This is a genomic window from Ochrobactrum sp. RH2CCR150 (assembly GCA_014138095.1).
Classification (GTDB): Bacteria; Pseudomonadota; Alphaproteobacteria; order Rhizobiales; family Rhizobiaceae; genus Brucella; species Brucella gambitense.
The window spans coordinates 114,627-129,325 of record JACGXE010000012.1; the positions used below are offsets into that span (position 1 = coordinate 114,627).

Genomic DNA, 14,699 nt, shown 5'->3' on the forward strand with positions numbered 1-14,699 from the left:
ACAGACATGCCGACAGAGCGACCCGATTTCGACGCGCAAGCCGCCGTCGCGGGAGCCTATAGGCCTTCCTCACGCAAACGTTCCGGTGGTTTTCTGCGCAGCAACTCGCTTCTCAGGCTGATCGTGCGACGCATTCTGCTTGGCATCGTGTTGCTCTGGGCGATATCAGTGGTCATTTTTGCAGGCACACAAATCCTGCCCGGCGACGTGGCAACCGCGATGCTCGGCCAGCAGGCCACCCCCCAAGCCGTCGAAAGCATCCGCAAGGAACTGGGCCTCGAGCGACCGGCAATCCAGCGCTATTCCGAATGGCTGGTCAATGCCGTGCAAGGCGATCTTGGCCGCAGCTATTCCAACCGGCAGGACATCGCCAAAAGCATCGCGCCGCGCCTGTCGAACACGCTCTATCTTGCCGCCATGTCGGCGTTGTTCGCGATACCGCTGGCGCTTCTGCTCGGTATCATTTCCGTTCTTTATGCCGGTACGGTTATCGACCGGGGCATAGCCGTGGCAACGCTTGCCACCATATCGCTGCCGGAATTTTTCGTGGCCTATATCCTGATCGCCTATCTGGCGATTTCGCTCGGCCTGCTGCCATCGAGCGCGCTCGTCACGTCGTCGATGAGCGGCTGGCAGCGCCTGACGGCTGTGGCCCTGCCCTGCATGACGCTGGTGATTGCCGTCACCGGCCATATGGTAAGGATGACGCGCGCCTCGCTGCTTTCGGTGATGTCGTCGCCCTATATCGAGACTGCACAGCTGAAAGGCCTGCCGCGCTGGCGCATCCTTTTGAAACACGCCTTGCCCAACGCGCTGTCGCCGGTCATCAATGTCATTGCGCTGAACCTCGCTTATCTGGTGGTCGGTGTCGTGGTGGTCGAGGTGATCTTCGTTTATCCCGGCATGGGGCAATATATGGTCGATCACGTCGCCAAGCGTGACGTGCCAGTGGTGCAGGCCTGCGGTCTGATCTTTGCCGCCGTCTATATCGGCCTCAACATCATCGCCGATGTTATCGTGATCCTGACCAATCCACGGCTGAGGCACCCGCGATGAAAAAGCGCAAGCAATCTTCAGCCCTGCTGGCGATCATCGGTTTCGGTGGCATCGCCTTCTTCCTGTTCGTCGCCATTTTCGCAGATTTTCTGGCGCCACATCCGATTTCGGAAGTGGTGGGCGCTGTCTGGCAAGGTCCCTCACCGCAAGCTCTGCTCGGCACGGACAATATCGGTCGCGATCTTCTGTCCCGCGTTATCTGGGGCACACGGCTGACGCTGTCGATTGCCGCTGCATCCACCATCGCCGCTTTTGCAATTGGCGTGCCGCTTGGCTTTCTTGCTGCGCTCTCCAAGGGCTGGCCAGACCAGCTTCTGTCGCGCACCAACGATCTTCTGATGGCCATCCCGACGCTGATCTTCGCGCTGGTTGTGCTCGCCGTTCTGCCGAAAAGCGTGTTCGTGCTCATCGCCGTCATGGCCGTGCTGGAAGCGACCCGCGTTTTCCGTGTCAGCCGCGCCATCGCTTCCGATGTGGTGGTGCTGGACTATGTTGAAATCGCCCGCCTGCGTGGCGAAAGCAAAGGCTGGATTATCTTCAACGAAATCCTGCCCAACGCGTTGTCGCCGCTGCTGGCCGAATTCGGGCTGCGCTTCGTCTTTGCAATCCTGTTTCTCTCCACCCTGTCTTTCCTGGGTCTTGGCGTACAGCCGCCAGTGGCAGACTGGGGCAGTCTGGTGAAAGACAACAAGGACGGGCTGATGTTCGGCGTCTTTGCCGCGCTTATTCCCGGCGGCACCATTGCGGCTCTGGCGATCAGCGTCAATTTCGTTGTCGATTGGGTCTTGCAGCGCACATCGAGCCTGAAGCGAGGTGCTCAGGATAATGGTTGAGACTGGGGCTGAACCCTTGCTGAAAATCACCGGTCTGGAAATCCGCTCCGACGACGGCATTGTCGTCGACAAGGTTGACCTGACCCTTGCCAAAGGTCGTGTGCTTGGCCTCATCGGCGAATCCGGCGCGGGCAAATCGACCATCGGTCTTGCAGCCCTTGGGCATGCACGCGGCGGCTTGCAGATTACCGGCGGCACAGTGACGCTTGATGGCAGCAACATCCTGTCGCTGTCGCGCAAGGACATGCAGGCGATGCGCGGCAGCCATGTCGCCTATGTGGCGCAATCGGCAGCGGCTGCCTTCAACCCCGCCCATCGCCTGATCGATCAGGTTATTGAAGCCACCGTCTGGCACGGTTTGATGAAACGCGCGGAAGCCAGAAAGCGCGCGATAGAACTCTTTGCCATGCTCGGCCTGCCGGATCCGGAGCATTTCGGCGAACGTTATCCGCACCAGGTATCGGGCGGCCAGTTGCAGCGCGCCATGACGGCTATGGCGCTGTGCCCGAAGCCCGATCTTGTGGTCTTCGACGAACCGACCACCGCGCTCGACGTGACCACCCAGATCGAAGTGCTGATCGCGATCAAAAAGGCCATCGAGACCACCGGCACCGCTGCGCTTTATATCTCGCACGACCTCGCGGTCGTCGCCCAGATCGCCGACGACATCATGGTGCTGCGTCATGGTCGCATGGTCGAACAGGGGCCTGTTCGCCAGATATTCGATGCCCCGCGCGAAGACTATACGCGCCAGCTTGTTGCCGTGCGCCAGAAGGAAGTGGAAGGCAAGCCACGAGCTGCCGAACCGCTCCTGACCGTCAGCAAGATCAGCGCTGCCTATGATCCCGCCAATCCGGTGCTGAGCGACATTTCGCTTGAACTGGAAAAGGGCCGCACCCTCGCCATTGTCGGCGAGTCCGGTTCCGGCAAATCGACGCTGGCCCGCGTGGTTTGCGGGCTTCTGCCGCCGACCGCCGGTGAAATTCGCTTTGACGGAGCCCTTCTGTCACCACGCCTTGAAGGCCGGTCGAAGGAAACGCTGCGCAATATCCAGATGATCAGCCAGCTGCCCGATCTGGCGCTCAATCCCCGCCGCACCATTGCCGACATTGTCGGACGGCCATTGCAGTTCTATTTCGGCATGGGCCGTACGGACCGGCGCAAGGCCGTGGCCGAACTGATGGATCGCATTGAACTGCCGCAGACCGTTCTGGAGCGCTATCCGGCTGAACTTTCCGGCGGCCAGAAACAGCGCGTCTGCATTGCACGTGCGCTTGCCGCGCGGCCAAAGCTGCTGCTTTGCGACGAACCCACTTCGGCGCTCGATCCGCTGGTGGCCGAAGGTATTCTCGATCTCCTGCGCAGGGTGCAAAACGAGACCGGGACATCCTATCTCTTTGTGACGCACGATCTGGCCATCGTGCGCGCCATCGCCGACAGTATCGCGGTCATGCATCGCGGGCGGGTGGTACGCTATGGCCCAAAGGCCAGCGTGCTGACGCCGCCCTTCGACGACTATACGGCCAAACTTCTGGCTTCTGTTCCGCAAATGGAACCCGGCTGGCTCGACGGCATCATTGCCGCACGCGCCAGCACGGCACAGGACAATATCTGAAAGGACAAGACCTCATGACCAACAACGCGCGCACCGGGGCAATCATTCTCGACGGCGGCATGGGCCGCGAACTGGAGCGCGTCGGCGCACCGTTCCGCCAGCCGGAATGGTCGGCGCTTGCCCTGATGGAAGGCCCGCAATTCGTGCGCGAAGTGCATGACGGCTATATTGCCGCTGGCGCTGATGTCATCACCACCAACAGCTATGCGGTCGTGCCATTCCATATCGGCGAAGAGCGCTTTGCCGCGGATGGTCACAAGCTCGCAGCCCTTTCCGGCACCATTGCCCGCGAAGCCGCCGATGCGTCCGACCGCGACGTGAAGGTTGCCGGTTCGTTGCCGCCGGTCTTCGGCTCTTACCAGCCGGACCTGTTCGATCCGGCCCGTGCGGGTGAATTGCTCGGCGTTCTGGTTGACGGTCTTGCGCCATCGGTTGATCTTTGGCTTGCCGAAACCCAGAGCAGCCTCGCCGAAGTGAAGGCTGCCCATGAGGCCACCCGCAGCACCGGCAAGCCGCTATGGGTTTCCTATACGCTGCGCGACGATGTTGCGCCGGAAGATATGGGCGAGGCCCAGCTTCGTTCGGGCGAAACCGTTGCCGAAGGTGCGCGTCTGGCCGCGGAAATCGGCGCAGAAGCGCTGCTGTTCAATTGCGCCATGCCGGAAGTCATGGACGCCGCCATTCTGGCTGCGAAAAAAGTTTTCGATGAACTCGGCAAAGATATTCCGGTCGGCGTTTATGCCAACGCCTTCCCGTCGCAGCAGGGCGACGAGGAAGCCAATGCAACCGTGACGGAAGTGCGCGCCGATCTCGATCCGGAGGCCTATGGCGTCTGGGCGCAGCGCTGGGTGAAGAATGGCGCAGGCATTATCGGCGGTTGCTGCGGCATCGGCACCGACCACATCCACGCATTGTCGAGCAAATATCTCTGCGCGTAAGTTCGCGTCTAGAGCGGTTCCGGTTAAAACGGAATCGTGGAACCGCTCTATCTATTTGTTTTTACGCATTATCCTACGCAAAACCGCTACGCACTTTTGCTGGAAATGCTCTAGGTTCAAAAGAAAAAGGCGGCTTTTCAGCCGCCTTTTTTATATCAGGAAAGAATGCGGAGCGCCGCCAGCGACAACGCAACGACACCATTTGCAATCGAGCGTTCGTCCGGCTGGTAATCGGAATTGTGCAGCTTGTCGTTACGGCCTTCCTGCGACGCACCGACGCCCAGCTGGAACGATGGCACCTTCTCGGCCACCAGAGCAAAGTCTTCCGAGCCGAGACTGCCGCCGCGCTTGAAATAAACGTCGCCATAATGTTCGCGAATGGCAGCACCCGTTGTCTCGATCAGATAGGGATCGGACACCATTGACGGCACACCGCGTACATAATTGATTTCGCAGCGCACCCGCATGGACGCTTCAAGCCCCGCACAGATGCGGCGCACCGCAGCCTCAACCACATCGCGCGTTGCAGCATCCTGACAACGGACAGTGCCCATCAGCGTCACCGCATCCGGGATGATGTTGTGGGTGTGGCCACCATGGATCGAACCGATGGTCAGCACAGCCGTATGCATCGGGTCGACCTCGCGCGATACGACTGTCTGCAACTGGTTGATGAGCTGCGCCGTCGCGACAATCGGATCGACGGCCTGATGCGGGCGGGCCGCATGGCCGGAAGCCGCATGAACGGTGATGTCAAATTCGTCCGACGAACCATTGGCCACGCCTTCCACGAAGGTGAAAGTGCCGGTCGGTTCTTCAGGCTGGTTATGAAAGCCGAGCGCGTAGTCGACACCGTCCAGAATGCCGTCCGCGATCATGGCGCGGGCGCCGCTTTCCAGCGTTTCCTCGGCTGGCTGGAACATCAGCTTCACATTGCCGCTCAGGCGCGGGGCGATTTCCTTGAGCACGCTGCCAATACCGATCAGCGTCGCCGTGTGGAGATCGTGACCGCAGGCGTGCATCTTGCCCTGATGGGTGCTGGCAAAAGGCAGGCCGGTCTGCTCCTCAATGGGCAGCGCATCCATGTCGGCACGGATAACCAGCGTCGGCCCCGGACGCCCGCCCTTGATCAGCCCCACAACACCGGTGCGGCCAATGCCGGTCTGATGCTCGATGCCGAGACGATCCAGCTCGCGCGCCACCACGCCAGCCGTTCGCTCCACATCGAAGCCGGTTTCGGGGTGGGCGTGAATGTCACGGCGGATCTCGATCAGATCCGGCTCCACCTTGTCCGAAAGCTGTTGAACAAGTGAGGAAAGGTCATTGAGGCCGTGGCTGGTGGTCTGCGTCGTCATGGTATGTGTCCCGTCAAACGGTGCTATTTATCTGTCAGCGGCTTATCGCGGTTCACCCCCGTCGAACAAGGCAAAACTGCGTGTGTGAGAGCCTTGCCTGAGAACCGGGCGGATGGAACCGCGGGAAACAATATTCCTTCATATGCATTTGCATAAAAAACAATAATGTTGCTCAAAATAACAGCAAAAAGAAATAGCTTGACGGAAATGCCCGAAATTCAGTAATTTCCGGGCTAAATTCTTATTTGGCATTTGGGCCCTTCTCGGAATCTAAAAATTCCGGAGGGGTTTTTGTGTTTGGCTTTTCGCATGTCTCAAAGCAACAAAAAAGACATTCCTGTCGGCGTCCTGTTTTCGCACTCCGGTCCCTATCAGAAACTGGGCTACGAGGGCTATTGCGGAGCTATGGCTGCGATCAAGGCCGTCAATGACCGTGAACTTCCGTTCAATCTTGTTCCGCTCATTGCCGACCCGAGCGGCAACCCCGACCGTTACGCGCCGCTGAGCGAAGAACTGATTTCGCAACAGGGCGTGAAACACATCGTCGGCTGCACCACATCCTGGAGCCGCAAGGAAGTCATTCCCGTTGTCGAAAAGCGCGACGCGCTGCTCTGGTATCCGTGTGTCTATGAAGGTTTTGAAGCCAGCGATCGCGTCGTATATGCGGCGGCCTGCGCCAACCAGCATCTTGTACCGCTGATCGACTTCATTGTGCCCCGTTTCGGCAATCGCGCCATATTGCTCGGTTCGAACTATATCTGGGGCTGGGAAACCAATCGCCTCGCCCGCGAAATGCTGAATGCGGCTGGCGGCGAAGTTCTCGGCGAGCGCGCCATTGCCATCGGCGACACGGATATAGACCATCTCATCCGGGAAATCGAAAGCAAGAAGCCCGACTTCATCCTCAACAATCTGATCGGTGAATCGTCCTATACGTTCCTGCGGGCCTATGCGGAACTGGGCCGCCGAAACAGCGATTTCCGCACCGATGTCAGGCCTGTTCTGAGCTGCAATCTCTATGAAAGCGAGCTCGAGCATGTCGGTGATGCCGCCGAGGGCAATTACAGCGTAAGCTGCTATTTCCGCACGCTGCCGGGCGAAACCAATCGCGCCTTTCTGGAAGCCGTCAGAAGCAATGGCTTTGACGGCAGCCTTTCGGCTATCTTTGCTCAGGCCTATTCCAGCGTCCTTATGATCGCCGCCGGTATCGAGCGGGCCGGTACCGACGATGTCGAGAAAGTGCTTGCCGCAGTTCAGACGCATACCACCAGCACGCCGCTCGGCGATGTGCTGGTCGAACCGCGGACAAACCATATCGCCCTGCCCGCCCATATCGGACGGGCCAGACAAGATTGCAGCTTTGAAATCGTGCATGAAGCCGAGGTCGCCATTCAGCCAGACCCGTTCATGGCGCGAACGCATCTTCAAACATCCGCCAATCCGGGCCAGCAGCCCGGCTTTCTGAGGCTCGTCAAATGACTATGACAGACCAAGCCTTCACCGTCGCCAGTTGGGGCGCATTCGAAAACTGGACCGCGCTGATCGTCCATCGCCGCCACACCAATGTCGATGCGATTGTGCAGCAGTTGCGCCGCATCGGCGTGGACGCCGTTGAATGCTGGCCGGACCTGCCTGAACACGCCGACATTTCCCGGTTCAACGTCGTCTTCTTCGATGTCGATATGGGATATGACGAGCAGTTTCCGTGGCCGCCGCAACAGGCCCCCGTGCCCACAGTCGCCCTGATCGGCTCGGAAGCGCCGGGCCGGATCGGCTGGGCGCTCAATCAGGGCGCGGATGCGCAGCTTTTGAAGCCAATCGGCAATGCGGGCGTTTACAGCGCTCTGGTCATCGCCATGCACAATTTCCAGCGCCGCCATGCGCTGGCAACCGAAATCGGCGAACTGCGCGAAAGCCTTGCGGGGCGCGAAGCCATTGCGCAGGCAACCGCGATCCTGATGTTCGCCGACAATATTTCCGCCAGACAGGCCTATCAGAAACTGCGCCTTGCCGCGATGGCGGAGCGCATCAGTGTCGAGGCCTTTGCCCGACGCTTTCTGAACGAAAAGCAGACAGGGAACGATCGTGAGCGCGCTTGACACTCTTCCGGTCGGCCAGAAAAAAGCCGAACGCGGCGTTCTTGGCCGCATCATCCGCCGACCATTGGCCGCTTTCGGCCTTGTGGTCATCGTTATCACTGTCGCAGCCGCGCTCTTCGCGCCGTGGGTCGTTCCCTTCGATCCCAACGAACAGTTCTTCGACGGCCTGACGCTGGAAGGCGCGCCGCTCGCGCCCAACCTGAAATTCTGGTTCGGCACCGATCTCGTCGGGCGCGATCTGTTCTCCCGCCTGATCTATGGTGCGCAGACCTCGCTGATCATCGGCGTGGTGGCCAATGGTATCGCGGTGCTTATCGGCTCGACTGTCGGCATTTGCGCCGGATATTTCCGTGGCTGGGTGGAAACCGTGCTGATGCGGTTTACTGATCTGATGATGGCCTTCCCCGCTTTGCTGCTGGCTATTGTGCTCGCCGCAATCTTCAAGCCGAGCCTCTGGATCGTCGCGATGGTGATCGCCATGGTCAACTGGGTCCAGATTGCACGCGTGCTCTATACGGAAACCCGGTCTCTCTCGGAACGCGATTTCATCGAGGCCGAGCGCGCGATGGGTGCGGGTGCGCCCCGCATTATCCTGAAGCATATCCTGCCGCATCTCTTTTCCACGATGATTGTCTGGGCCACGCTCGGTATCGCCACCACCGTTCTTCTGGAGGCGACGCTGTCCTTCCTCGGCATCGGCGTGCAACCGCCGACGGCCTCCTGGGGCAATATCATCTTCGAAAACCAGACTTATTTCACGAGCGCACCCTGGCTCGTCTTCATTCCGGGCGCGGCAATCCTGTTGCTGGCGCTCGCCTTCAACCTCGTCGGTGATGCCTTGCGCGATGTGCTCGACCCAACCCAGCAGGGACACCACTGATGCTCGCCTATATCGCCCGCCGCCTCATCCAGACTATGATGATCCTGATCGGCATCAGCTTCGTGACCTTCATCCTGCTCTATCTGGTGCCAGCCGATCCGGCGCGCCAGATTGCCGGGCGTAGCGCGACAGCACAGACGGTCGAGAATATTCGCGAACAGCTTGGCCTCAACCTGCCTTTCTATGAGCAATATCTGCGCTATCTGAAGGGGCTCGTTCAGGGCGATCTCGGACGCTCCTATCTTCAGAAAACCGAAGTGGCAGCGCTGATCTGGTCGCGTCTGCCAGCCAGCCTGCTGCTGATGGCCGGAGCAATCTTCTCGGAACTCGCCATCGGTCTCACCATGGGCGTCATTGCGGCCACCCGGCGCGGCACCCGCACCGATAATGCCTTGATGATCTTTTCATTCGTCGGCGTTTCGGCCCCGCAATTCGTCATCGGCATTCTGATGCTCTACGTGTTTGCGGTTAAGCTCGGCTGGTTCCCGATTGGCGGCTACGGAACGTTCATGCATCTCGTTCTGCCTTCCCTGACGCTCGGCCTTCTGGGCGCAGGCTGGTATTCGCGCATGATGCGCTCCTCGCTGCTCGATGTTCTCCGTCAGGATTATATCCGCACCGCCCGCGCCAAGGGGCTGGCACGCTGGAAAATCCTGCTGCGTCACGCCATGCCCAACGCCATCCTGCCGATCATCGCCATGATCGGCATCGACATCGGCCTGTTCATGTCAGGCATCGTCGTCGTTGAAAGCGTGTTCGGCTGGCCCGGCATCGGTCAGCTTGCCTGGCAGGCGATCCAGCGCGTCGACATTCCCATCATCATGGGCGTCACGATCGTCTCCGCTTTCGCCATTGTTCTCGGCAATCTCATCGCCGACCTCATCACTCCACTGATCGATCCGCGCATCAAGCTGCGGTGAAACCAAAAGACTCCAGAGAAAGGGACACCAATGAAAAAGACTTTTCTATCCGACATATCGGCGCTGGCGCTCGGCCTCGCCATCTCGTTCGGCGCGCAGGCCGCCGACATCAAACAGGGCGGCTCGATGATCGTCACCTATAAGGATGACGTCTCGACGCTCGATCCTGCCATCGGCTACGACTGGCAGAACTGGTCGATGATCAAGTCGCTGTTCGACGGCCTGATGGACTACGAGCCGGGCACTACCAATCTGCGCAAAGAAATTGCGGAAGATTACACGATCTCCGACGACGGCAAGACCTTCACCTTCAAACTGCGGAAGGGCGTGAAGTTCCACAACGGTCGCGAACTGAACGCCGATGACGTCAAATATTCCATCGAACGCGTCGTCAATCCAAAGACCCAGAGCCCCGGCGCTGGCTTCTTCGGCTCCATCGTCGGCTTTGAGGATGCATCAGCAGGCAAGGCCGAGGCGCTTTCCGGCATCACCGTGGTTGATCCCTACACCATCAAGTTCGAACTGAGCCGTCCGGACGCGACCTTCCTGCATGTGCTGGCGCTGAATTTCGCCCATATTGTGCCCAAGGAAGAAGTCGAGAAATACGGCGCAGATTTCGGCAAGCATCCGGTCGGTTCCGGCGCTTTCAAGATGACCGAATGGACGCTCGGCCAGCGCATCGTTTTCGAGCGTTTCAAGGATTATTACAATCCGTCGCTGCCGAAGCTCGACCAGATCACCTTCGAGGTCGGTCAGGAACCGGTTGTTGCCCTTTTGCGTTTGCAGAACGGCGAAGTCGACATTCCGGGTGACGGCATTCCGCCTGCGAAGTTCATCGAAGTCACCAAGGATCCGAAGTTCAAGGACCTGATCATTCAGGGCGGTCAGCTGCACACTGGCTATGTGACCATGAACGTCAAGATCAAGCCTTTCGACAATGTGAAGGTGCGTCAGGCCGTCAACATGGCCATCAACAAGGACCGCATCGTCCGTATCATCAACGGTCGTGCTGTTCCGGCCAATCAGCCGCTGCCGCCGTCGATGCCGGGCTATGCCAAGGACTATAAGGGCTATGCTTACGACCCTGAAAAGGCAAAGGCGCTGCTTGCCGAAGCCGGTGTGGCCGATGGTTTCGAAACCGAGCTGTTCGTCGCCAATACCGATCCGCAGCCGCGCATTGCGCAGGCCATCCAGCAGGATCTGGCCGCTATCGGCATCAAGGCCTCGATCAAGTCGCTGGCGCAGGCCAATGTCATCGCAGCTGGCGGTGAGCCTGACGGTGCGCCCATGGTCTGGTCCGGCGGCATGGGCTGGATTGCCGACTTCCCCGATCCGTCCAACTTCTACGGCCCGATCCTGGGTTGCAGCGGTGCGGTACAGGGCGGCTGGAACTGGTCGTGGTACTGCAATGCAGAGCTGGACAAGAAAGCGCAGGAAGCGGACGCCATCGTTGACCCGGCCCGCAAGGAAGAGCGCGAAGCCATGTGGCGCGATATCTATCTGAAGATCATGGACGACGCGCCATGGGCGCCGATCTTCAACGAGGAGCGCTTCTCGGTTCGCTCCGAACGTCTGGGCGGTCCCGACGCGATCTTCGTCGATCCTGTCCACATCCCGGTCAATTACGACGAGGTTTACGCAAAAGATGTGCAATAATTGCCATTACACCATTCATGGTCGGCATCATCATTTCGGCTGGGACAACTCGTTCCAGCCGGCTGAAACGGTTGCGCCCGGCTCGACCCTGAAATTCGAATGTCTGGACAGCGGCGCGGGGCATTATCATCGCGGCAGCACGGTCGCCGATGTGTCGACGATGGACTTTTCCAAGGTCAATCCGGTTACCGGCCCGATCTTCGTCGACGGCGCCAAGCCGGGCGATGTTCTGAAAATCACCATCCACCAGTTCGAGCCTTCGGGTTTCGGCTGGACGGCAAATATTCCGGGCTTCGGTCTTCTCACCGAAGACTTCAAGGAACCGGCGCTGGCCTTGTGGAACTACAATCCGACAACGCTGGAGCCAGCACTTTTCGGAGAACATGCCCGTGTTCCGCTGAAGCCGTTCGCCGGAACCATCGGCGTCGCACCGGCGGAAAAGGGCCTGCATTCGGTTGTGCCGCCGCGTCGCGTCGGCGGCAATCTCGACATTCGCGATCTTGCAGCCGGAACCACGCTTTATCTGCCGATCGAAGTCGAAGGCGCTCTGTTCTCCATTGGTGATACCCATGCGGCACAGGGCGACGGCGAAGTCTGCGGCACCGCCATCGAAAGCGCGATGAATGTCACTCTGACGCTGGATCTCATCAAGGATACGCCACTGAGGATGCCCCGGTTCACCACGCCGGGGCCAGTGACGCGGCACCTCGATACCAAGGGTTACGAAGTCACCACCGGTATCGGGTCCGATCTATGGGAAGGCGCGAAAGCTGCCCTCTCCAATATGATCGACCTTCTTTGCCAAACGCAGAACCTCAACCCGGTGGACGCCTATATGCTCTGCTCGGCCTGCGGTGATCTGCGCATCAGCGAAATCGTCGATCAGCCGAACTGGGTCGTATCGTTCTACTTCCCGCGTTCCGTTTTCGAATAAGGCATAAGGGGCGGTTCCGGCCGCCCTCTTCCATCACTCAGCGAGCACAAATATGAACACGCCTTCTCCGCTTCTGCAGGTAAGAGATCTGGTGACGCAGGTTGCGACACCCGACGGTGCACGCACTGTCGTCGACCGACTTTCCTTTGATCTGCAATCCGGGGAAACCTTGTGTATTGCCGGAGAAAGCGGTTCAGGCAAATCCATGACCGTGCTCTCGCTTATGCAGCTTTTGCCCAAATCATTGGCGCGCGTCACCGGTGGCACCGCCATGATGAACGGGCGCGATATTCTCAAGCTCAACGAAAACCAGATGCGCAGTGTGCGCGGGCGTCATATCGGGATGATCTTTCAGGAGCCCATGACCTCGCTGAACCCGGTTCTGACCGTTGGGCGACAACTGGCGGAAGCAGTCGCCAATGAAGCTGGCCCGAATGGCGGCCTGTCCGGTGCGGCGCTGAAGCAGCGCTGCAAAGACTTGCTCGATCAGGTTCAGATTTCCGATTCCAGCCGCCGCCTGCTGCAATACCCTTACGAACTCTCCGGCGGCATGCGCCAGCGCGTCATGATCGCCATGGCGCTTGCCCAAAAGCCGGAAATCCTCATCGCCGACGAGCCGACGACCGCGCTCGATGTGACGGTCCAATCGCAGATCCTTGCACTCACTCGCAAGCTCCAAGCCGAGAACGGTATCTCGGTCATTCTCATCACCCATGATATGGGCGTCGTCGCCGAAATGGCAGACCATGTTCTCGTGATGAACAAGGGCAAAGAGGTCGAGCAAGGCCCGCTGCGCGATGTCTTCCATCACCCTCGTGACGAATATACGCAGCGATTGCTTGCCGCTGTGCCGCGGCTGGGCGAAATGACCGGCACCGATAAGCCAACACGCGCGCCAGCCGAACCAAAAGCCGAGCCAGCGCCTGCGCCATCCCGCCCCGTTCTTGAAGTCGAAAATCTGGTTGTTCGCTTCGACATAAAGGGCGGCATCTTACAGCGCCCTGTCCGCCGCGTTCATGCTGTGGAGGGTGTATCCTTTACTGTCAATCGCGGTGAAACGCTGTCACTGGTCGGTGAATCCGGCTGTGGCAAGTCAACCACCGGCAAAGCCCTGCTCAATCTGGTTCCGTGGAGCGGCGATATCCGCATCGACGGCAAGAGCACAAAGGGTTTGAGCCGCACAGCGATGCGACCGGTGCTGCGTGATATTCAGATGATCTTTCAGGATCCCTATGCTTCGCTTGATCCGCGCATGCGGGTTGGCGACCTTGTGGGCGAGCCACTCACGATCCATGGTCTGGCATCGGGTAGTGAACTGAAAGACCGTGTTGAATATCTGTTCCGCCGGGTCGGCATGTCTGCAGATCAGATGAAGCGCTATCCACACGAGTTCTCCGGCGGCCAGCGTCAGCGCATTTGCATTGCGCGTGCTTTGTCGTTGTCGCCGAAGTTGATAGTAGCGGACGAAAGCGTTGCGGCTCTGGATGTTTCGATTCAGGCGCAGGTTCTGGATCTTTTGCAGGACATCCAGAACGAGACGGGCGTGTCCTATCTTTTCATCAGCCATGACATGGCCGTTGTTGAGCAGATCAGTCACCGCGTCGCGGTTATGTATGCCGGTCGTTTTGTTGAGACTGGCATGCGGGCGCAGGTCTTCGAGAACCCGCAGCATGGCTATACGCGTCGGCTGATGTCGGCAGTTCCTGTTGCGGATCCGGATCGTGAGCGTCGTTTGTTTGTAGCCAATGAGGGCGAGCTCCCCAGTCCGGTGAAGTCACTTGATTATGTGGCGCCGCAACTCGATCATGTTGAGCTTGGCGGCGGTCATTCTGTGTGGCGTGAGGCGGGGACCTGACCACAGGGGAGTGCCCTCCTCTCACATCGTGAACATTAAACGTGGCAAGCCCCGCTGCTTACGCAGCGGGGTTTTTCTGTGTCTTGTTTTGCTCTGGCTTATTTCGAGGTCCTGGGCTTGTTTTGGGTTTGTTGCGCTGAAGGGCTCTTCAGCCTTTGCTGATGTCTTTACGGGGTAAACTACGCCCTGTGCCTGTGTGGGTTCGTGGCTGTGAACGTACCCGTCTAGCGCCCTCTTCCGATCTTTTCAGTTCTTAAAACGTCAAAAGCCCCGCATTGTTTGCGGGGCTTTTCTGGAATGTTTGGTTGCGGGAGCAGGATTTGTCCCGTTCGTCGGGGAATTGATTCACTGGATCAATTCCTTATCCTCCTCACCCTTCAGGTTATGAGCCACAGGGAGGAGTCACGGTCTGGCGTGGACAAGCGAAGCTTTTCGGCCAGTTAGATATGATGGAGATGAGGAGGTTTTGGTTGCGGGGGCAGGATTTGAACCTGCGGCCTTCAGGTTATGAGCCTGACGAGCTACCGGGCTGCTCCACCCCGCGCCAGGGTGTGTTTT

The 14,699-nt window shown here is 59.1% G+C and carries 12 protein-coding genes and 1 tRNA gene; 11 read left to right on the forward strand and 2 right to left on the reverse strand.

Annotated features, from left to right (window positions below; translation table 11 throughout):
• Positions 1-6: 6 nt before the first annotated feature.
• From FHW03_RS20300 to FHW03_RS20315, 4 genes are read left to right on the forward strand one after another with little or no spacing between them, the layout of a single operon-like run.
• On the forward strand, positions 7-1,056 hold the full coding sequence (locus tag FHW03_RS20300; protein ID WP_182522280.1) for an ABC transporter permease: 1,050 nt from the start codon (positions 7-9) through the stop codon (positions 1,054-1,056).
• Entirely contained in the window at positions 1,053-1,889 is an 837-nt protein-coding gene (locus FHW03_RS20305; protein ID WP_138787270.1) for an ABC transporter permease, read from the forward strand. The genes FHW03_RS20300 and FHW03_RS20305 overlap by 4 nt, the downstream gene beginning before the upstream one ends.
• The gene (locus FHW03_RS20310) at positions 1,882-3,504 is read left to right on the forward strand and encodes an ABC transporter ATP-binding protein (protein WP_182522264.1); all 1,623 of its coding nucleotides are present in this window, start codon (positions 1,882-1,884) and stop codon (positions 3,502-3,504) included. Before FHW03_RS20305 ends, FHW03_RS20310 begins: the two co-directional genes overlap by 8 nt.
• Before the next feature lie 14 nt (positions 3,505-3,518).
• A complete protein-coding gene (locus tag FHW03_RS20315) occupies positions 3,519-4,442 on the forward strand; it encodes a homocysteine S-methyltransferase family protein (RefSeq protein ID WP_182522265.1) in 924 nt (307 codons plus the stop codon).
• 155 nt (positions 4,443-4,597) lie between these two features.
• Here FHW03_RS20315 and FHW03_RS20320 read toward each other — a convergent pair whose 3' ends face one another.
• Positions 4,598-5,797 (reverse strand): M20 family metallopeptidase, encoded by a 1,200-nt coding sequence (locus tag FHW03_RS20320; protein ID WP_182522266.1) that lies wholly within the window; start codon positions 5,795-5,797, stop codon positions 4,598-4,600.
• 309 nt (positions 5,798-6,106) lie between these two features.
• On the opposite strand from FHW03_RS20320, the gene FHW03_RS20325 reads away from it, so the two are divergent.
• From FHW03_RS20325 to FHW03_RS20355, 7 genes are read left to right on the forward strand one after another with little or no spacing between them, the layout of a single operon-like run.
• The gene (locus FHW03_RS20325; protein WP_182522267.1) at positions 6,107-7,276 is read left to right on the forward strand and encodes a transporter substrate-binding domain-containing protein; all 1,170 of its coding nucleotides are present in this window, start codon (positions 6,107-6,109) and stop codon (positions 7,274-7,276) included.
• Positions 7,277-7,278: 2 nt separating this feature from the next.
• Positions 7,279-7,896 (forward strand): ANTAR domain-containing protein, encoded by a 618-nt coding sequence (locus FHW03_RS20330; RefSeq protein WP_182522281.1) that lies wholly within the window; start codon positions 7,279-7,281, stop codon positions 7,894-7,896.
• A 49-nt stretch (positions 7,897-7,945) separates the two neighbouring features.
• Positions 7,946-8,776, forward strand: coding sequence for an ABC transporter permease (locus FHW03_RS20335; RefSeq protein WP_377515320.1), 831 nt, complete (start codon positions 7,946-7,948; stop codon positions 8,774-8,776).
• Positions 8,776-9,696, forward strand: a complete 921-nt coding sequence (locus FHW03_RS20340) for an ABC transporter permease (protein ID WP_182522268.1) — start codon at positions 8,776-8,778, stop codon at positions 9,694-9,696. The genes FHW03_RS20335 and FHW03_RS20340 overlap by 1 nt, the downstream gene beginning before the upstream one ends.
• Before the next feature lie 30 nt (positions 9,697-9,726).
• Positions 9,727-11,352 (forward strand): ABC transporter substrate-binding protein, encoded by a 1,626-nt coding sequence (locus tag FHW03_RS20345; protein WP_182522269.1) that lies wholly within the window; start codon positions 9,727-9,729, stop codon positions 11,350-11,352.
• Entirely contained in the window at positions 11,342-12,286 is a 945-nt protein-coding gene (locus FHW03_RS20350; RefSeq protein WP_182522270.1) for an acetamidase/formamidase family protein, read from the forward strand. The genes FHW03_RS20345 and FHW03_RS20350 overlap by 11 nt, the downstream gene beginning before the upstream one ends.
• A gap of 52 nt (positions 12,287-12,338) precedes the next feature.
• A complete protein-coding gene (locus FHW03_RS20355; RefSeq protein WP_182522271.1) occupies positions 12,339-14,141 on the forward strand; it encodes an ABC transporter ATP-binding protein in 1,803 nt (600 codons plus the stop codon).
• Positions 14,142-14,608: 467 nt separating this feature from the next.
• On the opposite strand, the gene FHW03_RS20360 is transcribed toward FHW03_RS20355, so the two are convergent.
• Positions 14,609-14,685, reverse strand: a tRNA-Met gene (locus FHW03_RS20360).
• Positions 14,686-14,699: the final 14 nt, after the last annotated feature.

What these genes read in the sequence shown, in the direction of transcription:
- FHW03_RS20300 (WP_182522280.1), top strand. Translation starts at nt 7, where the DNA reads ATGCCGACAGAGCGACCCGATTTCGACGCGCAAGCCGCCGTCGCGGGA.
- FHW03_RS20320 (WP_182522266.1), bottom strand. Translation starts at nt 5,797, where the DNA reads ATGACGACGCAGACCACCAGCCACGGCCTCAATGACCTTTCCTCACTT.
- FHW03_RS20315 (WP_182522265.1), top strand. Translation starts at nt 3,519, where the DNA reads ATGACCAACAACGCGCGCACCGGGGCAATCATTCTCGACGGCGGCATG.
- FHW03_RS20330 (WP_182522281.1), top strand. Translation starts at nt 7,279, where the DNA reads ATGACAGACCAAGCCTTCACCGTCGCCAGTTGGGGCGCATTCGAAAAC.
- FHW03_RS20350 (WP_182522270.1), top strand. Translation starts at nt 11,342, where the DNA reads ATGTGCAATAATTGCCATTACACCATTCATGGTCGGCATCATCATTTC.
- FHW03_RS20345 (WP_182522269.1), top strand. Translation starts at nt 9,727, where the DNA reads ATGAAAAAGACTTTTCTATCCGACATATCGGCGCTGGCGCTCGGCCTC.
- FHW03_RS20305 (WP_138787270.1), top strand. Translation starts at nt 1,053, where the DNA reads ATGAAAAAGCGCAAGCAATCTTCAGCCCTGCTGGCGATCATCGGTTTC.
- FHW03_RS20355 (WP_182522271.1), top strand. Translation starts at nt 12,339, where the DNA reads ATGAACACGCCTTCTCCGCTTCTGCAGGTAAGAGATCTGGTGACGCAG.
- FHW03_RS20325 (WP_182522267.1), top strand. Translation starts at nt 6,107, where the DNA reads ATGTCTCAAAGCAACAAAAAAGACATTCCTGTCGGCGTCCTGTTTTCG.
- FHW03_RS20340 (WP_182522268.1), top strand. Translation starts at nt 8,776, where the DNA reads ATGCTCGCCTATATCGCCCGCCGCCTCATCCAGACTATGATGATCCTG.
- FHW03_RS20310 (WP_182522264.1), top strand. Translation starts at nt 1,882, where the DNA reads ATGGTTGAGACTGGGGCTGAACCCTTGCTGAAAATCACCGGTCTGGAA.